Below are 16051 nucleotides of genomic sequence, written 5' to 3'. Positions count from 1 at the left end.
GGCGTCGGCGGATTGTAGAGGATTTGGCCGCCAAACGCATCGAAAAGAGAACGATCGTTCACTTTTTAATCGGGCGTGCCGGAAACGAGCCGCGACCTGGGGGCGCGGCCGCCCGCCGCGGCGAAGCGGCGAGCGTCGGGATGAATCGGGAGCACGGGAATGGCGGGCGCGGGCCTTACGCGGGCAGGTATGCGAGGCGCACGTAGATCGGCGCGAACGGCTCGGGCTGCGTGATCTCGACGAGCGATTCGCGCGCGAGCTCGAGCATCGCGATGAAATTCACGACGACGACCGGTACGCCGCGCGACGTGTCGAACAGGTCGGCGAACTCCATGAAGCGCGCGTTCTGCAGCCGGCGCAGGATCAGGCTCATGTGTTCACGCACCGACAGTTCCTCGCGGGAGATCTTGTGGTGCTGCACCAGCTTCGCGCGCTTGAGCACGTCGGCCCACGCGGCGCGCAGGTCGTCCGAGTTCACGTCGGGAAAGCGCGGCGTGATGCTTTGCTCGATGTAGACGTCGGCGCGCAGGAAGTCGCGGCCGAGCTGCGGCAACTGGTCGAGGCGCTGTGCGGCGAGCTTCATCTGCTCGTATTCGAGCAGGCGGCGCACGAGTTCGGCACGCGGATCTTCCGCTTCCTCGCCGGTGTCGGCCTTCTTGACCGGCAGCAGCATCCGCGACTTGATCTCGATCAGCATCGCGGCCATCAGCAGGTATTCGGCGGCCAGTTCGAGGTTCGACGTGCGGATCTGGTCGACATAGCCCAGATATTGCGCGGTGACCTGCGCCATCGGGATGTCGAGCACGTTGAAGTTCTGCTTGCGGATCAGGTAGAGCAGCAGGTCGAGCGGGCCTTCGAACGTCTCGAGGAAAATCTCGAGCGCATCGGGCGGGATGTACAGATCCTGCGGCAGCTTGAAGAGCGGCTCGCCGTACAGGCGAGCGAACGCCGCGACACCGTCGACCGTGTCGGGCGTCGAATCGGCGCCCGCGGGCGCGGCGATCGCGTCGTCCTGCCGGGCGGCGCTGGCCTCGTCGGCGGCGCTCACGTCGTCAGAAGTTCTGGTAGTAGACGTACGACGTTTGCTTCACGCGCGATTCCTGCTGCTCGTCGCGCTCTTCGAGGTCGATCGGCTGCTTGTCCCACAGCAGCGAACGGCCTTTGCGCTGCTCTTCCTCGAGCGTCGGCTTCTGTTGCTTGAGCTGGTTCAGGAACTGCGTGACGTCGGACTGGTACGGCATGGCTGGATTTTCCGTTTCGGGCGGCGCACGATGCGCCGGATTCGCGATGGCGGGATTTTACCGCATCGGGGGAACGGCCGGCGCCAATCGCGCGTCGAATCCGCGGGCGCACGCCTGCGGCGCGGCGGCCCCGGCCCGTGCGCGCGCCGTTGCGCGCAAGCGTCAAAGCCTCGCGCGTGCGGGCATGGCCGCTGCCCTGTGGTCAAATACAGGGTTTCCACGAAACCGTGACAACCGAGGGCGAGGTTATATTTGGCGGGGCAGTCGAACCAGCAAGCACACACGGCGCATGACGCAGGCCCGCGCGCGGCACGCAATCTCGCCGGCACCGCGGCCCGCGCCGCACGGGCGGCCCTCGCGGGTTGCGTCGCCGCGTGCTTCGCGCTGCCGGCCCACGCGAAGTACGACGTCGACATCGATGCGCCGCGCTCGGTCCGCAAGCTGCTCAAGTCGCATCTCGATATTGCGCGCTTCGCGAAGCGCGACGACATCAGCGAAGACCAGTTCGACTTCCTCGTGACCGCCACGCCGCAGCAGGTGCGCGACCTCACCGCGACGGCCGGTTATTTCTCGCCGGTCGTGCGCACCGACGTGCGCACGCGCAACGGCAAGCGCGACGTACGCATCGCGGTCGATCCGGGGCCGCAGACCGTCGTGTCGACGGTCGACCTGACATTCAAGGGCCCCGTCGACACCGAAGATCCGAAGCAGGAGGCCGCGACCCGTTTCGCGTTCACGCTGAAACCGGGCGACCCGTTCACGCAGTCCGACTGGGACGGCGCGAAGGGCGCGGCGCTCAAGCAACTGCAGTCGCGCCGCTATCTCGGCGCGAAGATCGCGTCGTCCGAGGCGCGCGTCGACCCGCGCACGCAGCGCGCGACGCTCGCGGTCACGTTCGACAGCGGCCCGACGTTCACGATCGGCAAGGTCGATGTCGACGGCGTGCGTCGTTATCCGGAGAAGATCGTCACGAACGTCAATCCGCTGTCGGAAGGCGAGATCTACGACGTGCAGCGAATCGCCGAACTGCAGCGGCAGTTGCAGAACACGCCGTACTACGCGAGCGTCGCGATCGACGTCGGCGACGATACGACGAAGCCCGAGCGCACGCCCGTGCACGTGAAGGTCAGCGAGTTCCCGTACAACAACATCCGCGGCGGTGTCGGTTTCGCAACCGATACCGGGCCGCATGTGCAGGGCTCCTATACGTATCTCGACACGTTCGGCGCCGCGTGGCCGCTGACCGTGTCGGGCCGGCTCGACCAGATCCAGCAGTACGGGCAGGTTCAGTTGTCGATGCCGCCGGGTGAGAAAGGATGGACCAACAGCGTGCTCGCGTCCTATACGAATACCAACGTGTCGGACACGCGCATCTACAGCGCGAGGGTCGGCGTGCAGCGCACGCGCAGCGGCCAGTTCATCGACTATTCGTATTCGCTGATGTACTACCAGGACCGGCTCGACCAGAACGGCGCGGAGCCGACCACGAGCCGTGCGCTCGTGCCGCAATGGGCCTGGACGCGCCGCAATGTCGACGATCCGCTGTTTCCGCGTTCGGGCAACCTGATCCACGCGGAGGCCGGCTTCGCGGTCAAGGGCGTGGCGACCGACCAGACGTTCGTTCGCGGCTACGCGCGCGGCCAGCAATACCTGCCGGTCGGCAAGCGCGACCTGTTCGTGTTCCGCGCGGAGCTCGGCGGCGTGTTCACGAGCGGCAGCTCGGCCGGCGTGCCGGCGTCGCTGCTGTTCCGCGCGGGCGGCTCGAACTCGGTGCGCGGTTACGGTTACCAGAGCATCGGCAACAGCGTCGACGGCTCCGTTTTGCCGACCAAGTACCTGATGACGGGCACCGCCGAATACCAGCACTGGTTCAACCGCGACTGGGGCGCCGCGACGTTCTTCGACATCGGCACCGCGACCGATGCGTGGGGCGAGAAGGTGTTTTATCCGGGCGTCGGCATCGGTGCGCGCTGGCGCAGCCCGGTCGGCCCGATCAACGTCGACGTCGCGTACGGGCTGCGCAACCACAGCGTGCGCCCGTACCTGACGCTCGGCATCGCTTTCTGAACGTACCGCTTCATCCACGACGAACCGCATGACGAAGGACCCGAACGACACGCCGCCGCCTCACGACCCGGATTCGCCCGACGGCGCACCCGACGCACCGCCGCGCGCGCCGCGCCGCGGACGCGCGATGCGCGTCGTCGCGTGGACGCTCGCGACGGTCGTGCTGCTCGTCGTGCTGGCGGTGGGGCTCGTGCTGGCCGCGGCGACGACCGAGCGCGGCACGCGGCTCGCGTGGCACGCGGCCGTGCGCGTGCTCGGCGGGCAGCTTGCCGGCACGCTCGAGGGCGGAACGCTGGCGACCGGCGTGCGGCTGCGCGACTTCGCGTGGACGAGCCCCGGCGGTGCGGGCACGGAAGTGCGCATCGACCGGATCGCGGGCCGCTGGGCGCTGACCCGCGCGCCGTGGCGGCTGTCCATCGCCTATCTTCGCGCGGGCACGATCGACGTGCGGATCGCGCCGGGACCGTCGACGCCGAGCACGACGCCGCAGGACCTGAGCCTGCCGCTGCAGCTGCGGATCGACGACCTGCGCGTCGATCGCCTCGCGATTCACGACGGCGGTTCGACGACGCAGTTCGACCATATCGCGCTGAACGGCCGCAGCGACGGCCGTCACCATGAACTCGCGCTCGACAGCATCGATACGCCGTACGGCGCGCTGACCGCACGCGCGAAGCTCGACGGCGTGAAGCCGTTCGCGCTGACGGGCGAAGCCACCTACGCGGGCAAGCTGTCCGACGAGCCGGTCGACGCGCGGGCCCGCGTGTCGGGCTCGCTCGAGGCGCTGGTTGCGGACGTCGACGCGAGCGGGATGAAGCTGAGCGGGCGCGCGCACGTCGAGGCCGCGCCGTTCGGCGCGGTGCCGCTCACGCGTGCGTCGCTCGCGTTCGATCACGTGAACCCGCAGGCGCTTGCGCCCGGCGCGCCGGCCGCCGATCTCGCGGTGCGCGCGCAACTCGCGCCCGTGACCGCGCCGGCCGGTGCCGCACCGGCGAAGGGTTTCGCGGTGACTGGCCCCGTGTCGATCGTCAACGCGAAGCCCGGTACGCTCGGCGACCACCTGCTGCCGGTGATCGACGCGCACGCGAACGTTCATCTCGACGCGCACGCGCAGCGGATCGACGATCTCGCGCTGAAACTGATCCGCGACGGCAGCGTGACGGGCAACGGCACGCTGACGGGCGGCAAGGGCCGCTTCGACCTGAAGGTCGCGAACCTCGACCTGAACGCATTCGTCGCCGAGCTGCGCCCGATGCGGCTGGGCGGCCCGCTCGGCGTGACGCTCGCGGGCGACGTGACGACGGTCGACTTCAACCTGAACGACCCGAAGCTCGCGCTCGGCGCGCGCGCGAAGGTCGCGCTGACGCCGCAGCAGACGGTGCTGACCGACGCGCGCGTGACCGCGGCCAACGGCCGTATCGACCTGACGGGCGTGTTCCGCCACGACGCGCATTCGAGCTACGACGCGAAGGCGACGCTGACGGCGTTCGATCCGCTGCTGCTCGCCGCGATGACTGCGCCGAAGGCCGGCGGCAAGCCGGCCGCCAAGGCAGCGGCGCCGGCCCGGCGCGGCGAGACGCGCGTGTCCGGCACGCTGACCGCGTCGGGCGCGTTTGCGCCGCAGGTGTCGACGAAGGCGACCTTCAAGCTCGGCGACAGCCTGTACGACGGCGTGCCGCTGACCGGTGCAGGCGTCGTGCAGCTCGCCGGCTCGCGGATCCTGCCGAGCAACGCGAACCTGTCGATCGCGGGCAACCACGTCGATTTGCGCGGCAGCTTCGGCGCGCCCGGCGACCGGCTGCGCTTCGTCGTGGACGCGCCGCAGCTCGACCGGCTCGGCTTCGGCGTGGAAGGGCTCGTGCAGGCACAGGGTGACTTGACGGGCAGCTTCGCGCACCCGAACGTGACGGCCACCTACAAGGCCGAGCACGTCGTCGTCGGATCGAACCGGATCGGCGCCGCGCAGGGCCACGCGGACATCCGCGACGGCGCGCACGGCGCACTCGTGTTCACGGCCGACGCGACCGACATCGCGCTCGGCTCGCTGAAGCTGAAATCGCTGCGCGCGAATCTCGACGGCACGCGCGCGAAGCACACGCTCGACGCATCGGCGCTCGGGATGGCCGACGGCCGCGTGATCGACGTGACGCTCGCGGCGAACGGCGGCGTGGTCGAGAACCGCGACGGGATGCGCTGGGACGGCACCGTCACGCGTCTCGCGAATCGCGGCACGCCGGCCGTCGCGCTGCAGGCGCCGCTCACCGTGTCGGCCGGCGCCGGCCGTGTGACGCTCGGCGCAACGCGGCTCACGCTCGAAGGCGCGGCGATCGACCTGAAGTCGTTCGTGTTCGATCACGGCCAGATGCGCTCGGCGGGCTCCGTGAGCGGCGCGTCGGTCGCGCGTTTCCTCGCGGTCCGTCAGGAACTGACGGGCCAGCGGCCGCCGCTGCGGACCGACGTCGTGCTCGACGCCGACTGGGATTTCTCGCTCGGGGCGAACTCGACGGGCTATGTGCAGGTGAAGCGCCGCGGCGGCGACGTGACGATCGAGAGCGGGCGCGGCATCGCGTCGCTCGGGCTGACCGACCTGTCCGCGCGTGCGAGCTTTGCGCCGGGCAACCGGCTCAACTTGACGGCGCTTGCGAAGGCGAACCGGATCGGCACGTTCGATGCGAACGTCGTGGTGCCGTTCGCGCTGCACGACGGTATGTTCGGGGTCGTCAACGACGGCGCGCTGACGGGCCGCATCGACGCCGACGTTCCGTCGCTGAAGGCGACCGGCAACCTGTTCGGGCCGAGTTACCTGCTCGGCGGGCGCGCGGCGCTGAAGCTCACGGTCGCCGGTACGCCGGTGAAGCCGAACCTGTCGGGGATGCTGACGGGCGACGACCTGTCCGCGACGCTGATCGACCAGGGCGTGCAGCTGAAGGACGGCATCGTGCGCGTGAAGCTCGCGGAAAACCTCGTCGAATTCCAGCAGGTCGAGTTCCATGGCGGCGACGGCACGCTGCGCGCGCTCGGCCGCGTGCGCCTCGACGGCGAGGCGCCCGACCTGACCGCGAGCATCGTCGCGGACAAGCTCGAACTGTTCGCGGCGCCCGATCGCAAGCTGTCGCTGTCGGGCAAGGCGACGGTCGCGAACGACGGGCCGCGCGGCGCGCTGTCGATCGACGGCAAGTTCGTGGTCGACCGCGCGCTGTTCGACCTGCCCGAGGACTCGGCGCCGCGGCTGTCCGACGATGTCGTGATCGTGCAGCCGGACGGCACGGTGCGCGGCGACACGCCGACGGGCACCGCGGTGGCGAAACCGCAGGCGGCCGCGGACAAGCCGGCGCCGTCGCTCGCGCCGCGCGCGAACATCGACATCGGCCTCGGCAACGACTTCCGCTTCAAGGGCCATGGCGCGGATCTCGGGCTGCGCGGCACGATCACCGTGATGAGCGCGCCGGGCGTGCCGCTGCGCGCGGTCGGCAACGTGCGCGTGACCGAAGGGTCGACGTACACGTCGTTCGGCCGCAAGCTCGCGATCGAGAACGGCTTCTTCACGTTCAACGGCCCGGTGTCGAACCCGGGCGTCAACATCCTTGCGATGCGGCGCAACCAGGAGGTCGAGGCCGGCGTGCAGGTGACGGGCACGATCCAGTCGCTGACGGTCAAGCTCGTGTCGGAGCCGAACGTCACGGACAACGAAAAGCTGTCGTGGCTGCTGTTCGGGCACGGCACCGACCAGGGCAACAACGTCGGCCAGCAGGGTGCGATGACGGCGGCGCTCGGGCTGCTCGGCAGCGTGACCGGCAAGCGCGTCGCGCAGACCTTCGGTCTCGACGAAGTATCGATCGGCCGCAGCGATGTCGGCCTGACCGATCCGCAGGTCGTGCAGGTGTCGAAGGCGATCAACGAGCGTTTCGTGCTCGGCTTCGAGCAGGGCCTGCAGTCGGCGAGCAACGCGTTCAAGGCGACGATCAACCTGACGCGCTTCTGGTCGGTGTCCGCGTACGGCGGGACGTTCCAGGGCGTCGACCTGAACTACACGCGGCGCTTCGATCGCTGGTTCAGTCAACGGTGACGGCGGGCGTCGCGTGTCGCTCGCGGCAGATGGGTCGGTGTGGCGTACATGCGAGCCCGTCGTTGCGTGTGGCGACGGCGACAGGGCCGGCGATTCAGCGGCCGCTCGCCGCAGTCGTCAACCCGGGTTCGCTGCCGCGCACGCGGCGAATCCTTCGTGCGTTTCGGCGACCGTGACGTCGACCTGCAGCAGCCGGCCGCAAGCATCGATCCGCCGCGCTCGGAAGTAGTGGCGGTATCGCAGCGCGGCAGCCGCGACCGGCGGCGTGATCCGGGAATTCCACGATTCGATCGAGAAGCCGCCGGCGTCCAGCCATTGCAGCAGTCGCGACACGCCCGCATCGTCGGGCGGCACGACGAGGTCGACGTCGTTCAGCGGCGCTTCGGCATCGTTGTCGCTCGCGCCGGCGGCGAGCCGGCGTGCGAAACCGCCGAACACGGCGAACGCGAAGCCGTCGCGCGCCAGTGCGGCAACGAGTACGCGGGCCGCGTCGGCATCGCTTGCGAGCGGTGCCTTGTGGCACACGAGCGCGTATTCATGCGTGCGGTCGGTCGGCCCGTTGCCGTGCCGTGCGGGGCCGTCCGCGCGTTCGTAGATCAGCACGCGCTCTTCGTGCAGCACGAAGCGTTCGCCGAGCAGCCGCGCGACATCCCACGCGAGCGGCACGAACCGGCCGCCGAGCCGCAGGTTCTGCGCCATCACGATACACCAGCCGTCCGGTTCGAGCAGTGCATCGACGCCCGCGAACACGTTGCGCATCCGCTCCAGATACGGCGCGTAGTGTGCGACGCCGTACAACTGCCCGTCGGCCGTCTTGCCGGGCAACGCGTCGCAGCCGAAGTACGGCACGTTCGTCAGGCACAGCGTGAACGGGCCGCCTGCGTCGCGCGCGGCGGCCTGTGTCGCGGCGCGCGACAGGTCGCCCGCGAGCACCGGATGGCGGTTGGCTGTCGTGCCGGCCCGCGCGAGCCGCTCGCGTGCGAACGCTGCGCGCTCCGGATCGATCTCGACGCCGAGCGCTGGCACACCGCAGCGCGCAGCCGCGACGAGCGTTGTGCCGAAGCCGCAGAACGGATCGACGATCCAGCCGTCCGGCGTCGCGTGGCTGCCGATGAACGGCGTCATCTGTTCGACCCAGCCGCAATCGCGCGCGGTGAATGAATCTCGTGCGCGCAGGTCGGCGGGCAGCGTCGTGTCGGCGGCTTCGTCGGTCAGGCGCAGCCAGCTAGTCACGGCGGTCATCGTCGCTCCACAGGATGTCGCGCGTCGGTTGCCAGCCCGCGCACAGGTTGCCGTTCGGATGGAAGACGAGCTTGTACACGGCGTCGCGCAGTTCGTGCTCGCGCATCTCGCCGTAGTCGGACGTCTCGAACACGACTTCGAACCCGTCGCGATGCGCCCAGCGCGCATTCCAGAAGTAGTAACCGCCCGTCAGCGCGATCGGCTCGCAGCGCGCGGAAAACACCGGGTCCGCGACACACGCGAGCAGCAGCGCGTCGATCGCGATGCGTGCGCGGTCGATGTAGCGGCGCGTCGCGTTGTGCCGGTACGTGTCGGGCAGCACCGAGAATTCTCGGAAGATCACCGTGCTCGCGCCGAGCGCGCGGGCACGATCGAGGTAGCGGAGCACGTCCGCCGGCGTCTCGATGCCGCCGCGCTGCACGATGCAGACGAGCTTGACCGGGAAGCGGGCACGCGCGGCGGCGAACGCGGTCTCGAATGCGGCGTCGCGCATCACTGGCCGGCCTGGGCGAAAGCGCATGATCGACTGGTTCACGTCGTCGCGGTCGTGATGGCGCGACCATTCGAGCCATGACAGCCCGAACGCGGCGAGCGCGGGCAGCAGCGCGTCGCCATGCTCGACGAGGCCTGCACCGTTCGTGTACAGCACGCTGCCGCCGACGTCCGGGCCGTCGTCGCCAGCCGCGTCGAGCGTTGCGAGGAGCGACAGCAGCCAGCCGGGATCGTCGGTGTTTTCGAGTCCGGATAGCGAATACGATAGCGGCACGCCGCGCAGCGCTCGCAGCGCGCGGGCGAGCCGGTCGAAATGAGCGACGGGCGGGCGCAGGCTGGCCGCCATTGGGCCGGTTGCGGTCTCGTCGACGAGCGTTTCCGAGCAGAACCTGCAGCGCGCGGAGCACGGCCGGGCGGCAGCGTACGGCGTTAAGGTCAGCGGTTGCGCGAAGCGGATCGTGCGTGCGCGGAGCACATGCTCGTGCCAGCGCGCATGGTCGCTGGCCGGCGGCTCGCGCAGCGCGAGCCAGGCGAAGCGATCGGCGAGCGCGCCGATCGCGCGGCTGCGCGCGACGAGCGGCGCGACGCCATTCGCGTCGGCGATCGGCACGAGGGGGATCGTCAGCGGGGAGCGGGCGCGGCTCATGCGGCGCGACCTGCGCGTCCGTGCGGCCGAACAGGCGTGGGGTGCGTTCTCATGGCGTTGTTCCGTGTACGGCACCTACCGCCACAACCCATGGCTGGCCACGCGTGGCGGCCTTCGGAATCCGGCGGGTTCCGGTGCTGCGAAAGCATCGGCCTGTGCGAGCGGCTGCCGCGCAAGCCGATATGGTAGCGGAATCCGTGCGTCGAACGCGCCGCGTCGCGATCCCGTCAGCGCGGGCATAAAAAACCCCGCACGCATCGTGCGGGGCCTTTTTTTTTGCAAGCGGCGGCGCGCTCGGCTCGGCTTACTTCACGCGCATGCCGGGCTTCGCGCCGCTGTGCGGCTCGAGGATGTAGAGGCCCGGCTCGGCCTTCTCGTCGGTTGCCGACGCCGCGAGCACCATCCCTTCGGACAGGCCGAACTTCATCTTGCGCGGCGCGAGGTTCGCGACCATCACCGTCAGCTTGCCGACGAGCTGCTCGGGCTGGTACGCGGACTTGATGCCCGAGAACACGTTGCGGGTCTTTTCCTCGCCGACGTCGAGCGTGAGCTGCAGCAGCTTGTCCGACCCTTCGACGGCCTGGCACGCGACGATCTTCGCGATGCGCAGGTCGATCTTCGCGAAATCGTCGATCGAGATGGGCGCATCGTCGGCGCCGTTCACGACGGCCGGCTTCGCGTTCGCCTTGGCGTTCTTCGCGTTCTTCGCGTCCTTCACGGCATTCGCAGCATTCGCGCCTGCAGCGGCCGCGCCGGTCGCCTCGGCCTGCAGCGAATCGCGGTTCGCGGCGAGCAGCGCGTCGATCTGCTTCGGGTCGACGCGCGTCATCAGGTGCTGGTACGCCTTGATCGGCTGTTCCGACGACAGCGGCTTCGCGGCATCGGCCCACGTGAGCGGCGCGATCCCGAAGAACGCCTCGACGGATTCGGCGACGCGCGGCATCACCGGCTTCAGCGCGAGCGACAGCAGGCGGAAGGCCTCGAGGCTCACGCTGCAGGTTTCGTGCAGCGCGACCGCGTTGGCCGGATCCTTCGCGAGTTCCCACGGCTTCGCGCCGTCGACGTACGCGTTCACGTCGTCGGCGAGCTCCATCGTGTGGCGCAGCGCGCGGCTGTATTCGCGTGCTTCGTAGTTCGCGGCGATCGCGGGAATCGCATCGCGCAGCTTCGCGACGAGCGGATGGTTCATCGCGCTGTCCTGCACGCGGCCGTCGAAGCGCTTGAGCAGGAAGCCGGCCGCGCGGCTCGCGATGTTCACGTACTTGCCGACCAGGTCGCTGTTCACGCGCGCCTGGAAGTCGTCGAGGTTCAGGTCGATGTCTTCCATCGTCGCGTTCAGCTTTGCTGCGAAGTAGTAGCGCAGCCATTCGGGGTTCAGGCCCGTGTCGATGTAGCTCTGCGCGGTGATGAACGTGCCGCGCGACTTCGACATCTTCGCGCCGTCGACCGTCAGGAAGCCGTGCGCGAACACGTTGGTCGGCGTGCGGTGGCCCGAGAACTCGAGCATCGCGGGCCAGAACAGCGTGTGGAAGTACAGGATGTCCTTGCCGATGAAGTGGTACTGCTCGGCTTTCGCGCCCGGGCGGATCCACGCGTCGAAGTCGATGCCGTTGCGGTCGCACAGGTTCTTGAAGCTCGCGTAGTAGCCGACCGGCGCGTCGAGCCACACGTAGAAATACTTGCCGGGCGCACCCGGGATCTCGAAGCCGAAGTACGGCGCGTCACGCGAGATGTCCCAGTCGGCGAGCTTGGCCTCGCCGGCGTCGCCGAGCCATTCGCGCATCTTGTTGGTCGCTTCGGGCTGCGCGAGGCCGCTCACCCATTCGCGCAGGAACGTCTCGCAGCGCGGGTCGGACAGGCGGAAGAAGTAGTGCTTCGACGTCTTGCGCACCGGCGTCGCGCCCGACACCACCGAATACGGGTTCAGCAGCTCGGTCGGCAGGTAGGTCGAGCCGCACACCTCGCAGTTGTCGCCGTACTGGTCCTTCGCGTGGCACTTCGGGCACTCGCCCTTGATGAAGCGGTCCGGCAGGAACATTTCCTTGACGGGGTCGTACGCCTGCTCGATCTCGCGCTCGGCGATCAGGCCCGCTTCCCGCAGCGCGAGGTAGATCTGCTCGCTCAGCACGCGGTTCTCGTCCGAGTCGGTCGTGTAGAAGTTGTCGAACGACACGCCGAAGCTGTCGAAGTCGCGCTTGTGCTCGGTCCAGACGCGGTCGATCAACTGCTTCGGGCTCAGGCCTTCCTTTTCCGCGCGCAGCATGATCGGCGTGCCGTGCGTGTCGTCGGCGCCGATGTAGTAGACCTCATGGCCGTGCATTCGCAGCGTCCGCACCCAGATGTCGGTCTGGATGTACTCGACCAGGTGGCCGATGTGGATCTGCCCGTTGGCATAGGGCAGTGCGGACGTAACGAGGATCTGGCGGTCGCCTTGCGGCGCCGCAGCCTGCACGGAAGTGAGGTCGGATGCGGACATAGGGTCTGTAGAGGAACGGCGGAAATACGACGGGAAACTGCGATTCTAGCAGGGGCGCGGGGCGGGGAGGCGGGCCGGCGCCGCGGAGCGGGCGCCGGAACGGGCGGGGCCGCGCAAACGGCGTGCCCGGTGGTGCTGCTGCGCTGCAGCACGAATTCTGCGGGCAAAAAAAACCGGGGCGGATACGGCCCCGGAGCAACAACGACAAGAGGAGAATGGTGACGCGCCGGCAACACCAGCCGCGTACCGTAAATACTGACCACGGCCCGCGACGGAAGTTCGAAATTTTTTTCGATTTGTTACCGGCCCCGACGGAAGCCTTGTCCGGCGGGGTTGCGCGGGCGGCGTGCCCGCGCCTTCTCCTCGTCGCGCGCTTACTGCGCCTGCGCTGCGCGCAGGTAGATTTCGACGCGGCGGTTCTGTGCGCGGCCGGCTTCGGTCGCGTTGTCCGCGATCGGGTTCGACGGGCCCATGCCTTGCGCCGACAGGCGGCCGCTGTTGACGCCGCGCTGCGAGAGCGCGTTCACGACGCTTTGCGCGCGGTTCTGCGACAGCGTCTGGTTCAGCTGCGCCGAGCCGGTGCTGTCCGTGTAGCCGACGATCGATGCCGTCACTTGCGGGTTCTGGTTCAGCGTCGTTGCCAGGTCGTTCAGCAGCGGCGTGAAGGCCGGCGTGATCGCGTACTGGTTCGTCGCGAACGTCACCGAGCTCGGCACGTTCAGCTTCAGCGAGCCGTCCGGCTGCTCGGTCACTTGCGTGCCCGTCTGCGCTGCCGACGGGGCGAGCTTGTTCTTGATCGCCTGCCAGTTGTAACCCGTCACGCCGCCGACCAGTGCGCCGACGCCCGCGCCGATCGCCGCGCCCTTGCCGCCGCCCGCCAGTGCGCCGATGCCTGCGCCCAGCGCCGCACCCGTGCCGGTACCGACGGCCGTGTTGGTGCCTTGCGGCGATGCGCAGCCGGCCAGCACTGCACCGGCCAGGGCGAAGACGGACAGGCGAGTCGCGATTTTCATGTTCATCTTGGATTCCTCTCTTGGTTGAACGAGTCGACAACGACGACAACAGTTTTACGGCTCCCAGCGCAGGCCGCCCGAAACAGGCAAGGCCGGCCCGCGCTCGCGGCAGCCGCCGAGGTGGCCGCATGCCCAGTCCGTCAGCGTGGCTGTTCGGACAGTGCGACGCGTCAGCCTCTACAATATAGGCGGTTACGGGTCGATTTGGCCCCATAGCATGCCGCACGCGAAGAGTGCGCCGGGTCGCGCGTTCGCGCAATGGCATGCAACAGATTCTTTCACTTTTCCCGATTTTCGCAGCGTAATTTGATATTTTTTGACGTTTGCGCGCGAGAAAAACGTTTTCACGGAGTTTCGATGAGCATTGACCGGGCACAAGTCGACACCGCGCTGGCGGCTGTCGTCGACCCCAATACCGGCCGTCCGTATGCGGCGAGCAAGGGCGTGCGCAACGTCGCGATCGACGGCGATGTCGTGACGCTCGACGTGGTGCTCGGTTATCCCGCGCGCAGCCAGCACGACGACGTGCGCGCACGCGTCGCGGCGGCGCTCCAGGCCGTGCCGGGCGTGCGCGACGCGCGCGTCGCCGTGTCGCAGGAGATCGTCGCGCACACGGTGCAGCGCGGCGTGAAGCTGCTGCCGAACGTGAAGAACATCGTCGCGGTCGCATCGGGCAAGGGCGGCGTCGGCAAGAGCACGACGGCCGTGAACCTCGCGCTCGCGCTCGCCGCGGAAGGCGCATCGGTCGGCATTCTCGACGCCGACATCTACGGCCCGTCGCTGCCGACGATGCTCGGCATCCACGGCCAGCGTCCCGAGTCGCCCGACAACCAGTCGATGAACCCGCTCGTCGGCCACGGGCTGCAGGCGAACTCGATCGGTTTCCTGATCGAGGAAGACAATCCGATGGTGTGGCGCGGCCCGATGGCGACGTCCGCGCTCGAGCAGCTGCTGCGCCAGACCAACTGGCGCGAGCTCGACTACCTGATCGTCGACATGCCGCCCGGCACCGGCGACATCCAGCTGACGCTCGCGCAGCGCGTGCCCGTCACTGGCGCGGTGATCGTCACGACGCCGCAGGACATCGCGCTGCTCGACGCGAAGAAGGGCCTGAAGATGTTCGAGAAGGTCGGGATTCCGATCCTCGGCATCGTCGAGAACATGAGCATCCACATCTGCTCGAACTGCGGCCACGAGGAGCACATCTTCGGCGCCGGCGGGGCGGAGCGGATGGCAAAGGACTACGATGTGAACGTGCTTGGCAGCCTGCCGCTCGACATCGCGATTCGCGAGCGGGCCGACAGCGGCACGCCGACGGTCGCGGCCGAGCCGGACGGCGCGCTGGCGCGTCGCTACCGCGACATCGCGCGCGGGGTCGCGCTGGCGATTGCCGAGCGCGCGCGCGACATGACGTCGAAGTTCCCGACGATCGTTGTTCAAAATACGTAAAACCCTTGCGGGGCGGGGCCTCACGCTGTTTACGGCGCCGCGAGGCGCGGTATCATGGCGACTTTTCCCGGGTCCCTTTACCCGCCCGGCGCGGCCGTCGTGTCAAACGGCCGTCAGCCGGCATGAGGATCGAATGAAACAACGACATCACGGGGTACGCGCCGGCCGCGCGCGGCGCGCGCTGCTGGCCGCCGCCGCGCTGGGCCTGCTGGCCGGCTGTACCTCCTTTTCCTCGTCGCACGAAAAACGGGCCGACGCACAACTGCAGCCGACGGTCGGCTCGCAGGCGCGCGGCGCGGTGACGTTCGTCGAGCGTCCGGACGGCGTCCAGGTCACCTACAACCTGGTCGGCCTGCCGCCGAACAGCGATCACGCGCTGCAGGTGCACGAGCGCGGCGACTGCAACGCGGGCGACGGCTCGAGCGCCGGCCCGGTGTTCGCGCCGGCCGCCGACCGCCTGCGCGCGGGCGCCCGCGTCGCCGGCGATCTCGGCAACATCCATGCGGATGCGAACGGCGTCGCGGCCGGCTTCATCGTCGCTCCGGATCTGGCCCTCGATGGCGTGCGCTCGGCGATGAACCGCGCGGCGCTGGTGCACCGAGATCCGAGCGATCCCGCGTTCCCGCAGCATGGCGCGGGCCCCGCGCTGGCCTGCGGCGCGATCCGTTGACGGTCGCCGCGTGCGCGGGCCGATGATCGCGTAAAATGTGCGCCTTTCCCGGCCGCCGTCCTGAACCGGCGGCCTTCGTTTTCTGTCACGCAGCGTTTCCTGGCGCCCCGATATGAGTATCAAGTCCGACAAATGGATTCGGCGCATGGCCGAAGAGCACAAGATGATCGAGCCATTCATGCCCGATCAGGTTCGCGAGTCCGCGGACGGCCGCCGGATCGTCAGCTACGGCACGTCGAGCTACGGCTACGACATCCGCTGCGCGGACGAATTCAAGATCTTCACGAACATCAACTCGACGATCGTCGATCCGAAGAACTTCGACGAGGGTTCGTTTGTCGATTTCAAGGGCGACGTGTGCATCATCCCGCCGAACTCGTTCGCGCTGGCCCGCACCGTCGAATATTTCCGCATCCCGCGCACCGTGCTGACGGTCTGCCTCGGCAAGTCGACCTATGCGCGCTGCGGGATCATCGTCAACGTGACGCCGTTCGAGCCCGAGTGGGAAGGCTACGTCACGCTGGAATTCTCGAATACCACGCCGCTGCCCGCGAAGATCTACGCGAACGAAGGCGTCGCGCAGGTGCTCTTCTTCGAGAGCGACGAAGTGTGCGACGTGTCGTACGCCGATCGCGGCGGCAAGTATCAGGGGCAGCGCGGTGTCACGCTGCCGAAAACCTGATCTGGTT

The 16051-nt window shown here is 68.6% G+C and carries 11 protein-coding genes; 5 read left to right on the top strand and 6 right to left on the bottom strand.

The genetic code is table 11. The features are described 5' to 3' along the window. Nucleotides 1–175 precede the first annotated feature (175 nt). Together LXM88_RS18250 and LXM88_RS18245 are read right to left on the bottom strand one after the other, a co-directional pair. Nucleotides 176–1048: a segregation and condensation protein A gene (locus LXM88_RS18250; RefSeq protein ID WP_262535596.1), complete on the bottom strand. Its 873-nt coding sequence runs from the start codon at nucleotides 1046–1048 to the stop codon at nucleotides 176–178. 4 nt (nucleotides 1049–1052) lie between these two features. Next, entirely contained in the window at nucleotides 1053–1241 is a 189-nt protein-coding gene (locus LXM88_RS18245) for a DUF3460 family protein (protein ID WP_096471518.1), read from the bottom strand. A 252-nt stretch (nucleotides 1242–1493) separates the two neighbouring features. Here LXM88_RS18245 and LXM88_RS18240 point away from each other — a divergent pair, with 252 nt between their 5' ends. Then, nucleotides 1494–3308 (top strand): autotransporter assembly complex protein TamA, encoded by a 1815-nt coding sequence (locus LXM88_RS18240; protein ID WP_262535595.1) that lies wholly within the window; start codon nucleotides 1494–1496, stop codon nucleotides 3306–3308. 28 nt (nucleotides 3309–3336) lie between these two features. Beyond that, on the top strand, nucleotides 3337–7374 hold the full coding sequence (locus tag LXM88_RS18235) for a translocation/assembly module TamB domain-containing protein (protein WP_262535594.1): 4038 nt from the start codon (nucleotides 3337–3339) through the stop codon (nucleotides 7372–7374). 117 nt (nucleotides 7375–7491) lie between these two features. Here the strand turns inward: LXM88_RS18235 and LXM88_RS18230 are convergent, their stop codons facing one another. From LXM88_RS18230 to LXM88_RS18215, 4 genes are all read right to left on the bottom strand, one after another. Next, entirely contained in the window at nucleotides 7492–8616 is a 1125-nt protein-coding gene (locus tag LXM88_RS18230; RefSeq protein WP_262535593.1) for a site-specific DNA-methyltransferase, read from the bottom strand. After that, a complete protein-coding gene (locus tag LXM88_RS18225) occupies nucleotides 8600–9754 on the bottom strand; it encodes a hypothetical protein (RefSeq protein ID WP_262535592.1) in 1155 nt (384 codons plus the stop codon). The genes LXM88_RS18230 and LXM88_RS18225 overlap by 17 nt, the downstream gene beginning before the upstream one ends. A gap of 304 nt (nucleotides 9755–10058) precedes the next feature. Further along, entirely contained in the window at nucleotides 10059–12230 is a 2172-nt protein-coding gene (metG, locus tag LXM88_RS18220; protein ID WP_262535591.1) for a methionine--tRNA ligase, read from the bottom strand. Between the two features lie 374 nt (nucleotides 12231–12604). Next, complete coding sequence (locus LXM88_RS18215) at nucleotides 12605–13249, bottom strand: OmpA family protein (protein ID WP_262535590.1); 645 nt, start codon at nucleotides 13247–13249, stop codon at nucleotides 12605–12607. 351 nt (nucleotides 13250–13600) lie between these two features. Between LXM88_RS18215 and apbC the strand changes: the two genes are divergently transcribed. The 3 genes from apbC (at nucleotide 13601) to dcd (ending at nucleotide 16044) form a co-directional block, all read left to right on the top strand. Next, on the top strand, nucleotides 13601–14692 hold the full coding sequence (gene apbC / locus LXM88_RS18210) for an iron-sulfur cluster carrier protein ApbC (RefSeq protein ID WP_262535589.1): 1092 nt from the start codon (nucleotides 13601–13603) through the stop codon (nucleotides 14690–14692). 133 nt (nucleotides 14693–14825) lie between these two features. After that, a complete protein-coding gene (gene sodC, locus LXM88_RS18205; RefSeq protein WP_262535587.1) occupies nucleotides 14826–15362 on the top strand; it encodes a superoxide dismutase [Cu-Zn] in 537 nt (178 codons plus the stop codon). 112 nt (nucleotides 15363–15474) lie between these two features. Next, nucleotides 15475–16044, top strand: a complete 570-nt coding sequence (gene dcd, locus LXM88_RS18200) for a dCTP deaminase (RefSeq protein ID WP_047898759.1) — start codon at nucleotides 15475–15477, stop codon at nucleotides 16042–16044. The last annotated feature ends 7 nt before the right edge of the window (nucleotides 16045–16051 follow it).

The organism is Burkholderia sp. S-53 (assembly GCF_025560745.1).
Taxonomy (GTDB): Bacteria; Pseudomonadota; Gammaproteobacteria; order Burkholderiales; family Burkholderiaceae; genus Burkholderia; species Burkholderia pyrrocinia.
This window is presented reverse-complemented; position numbering and strand designations above follow the sequence as displayed.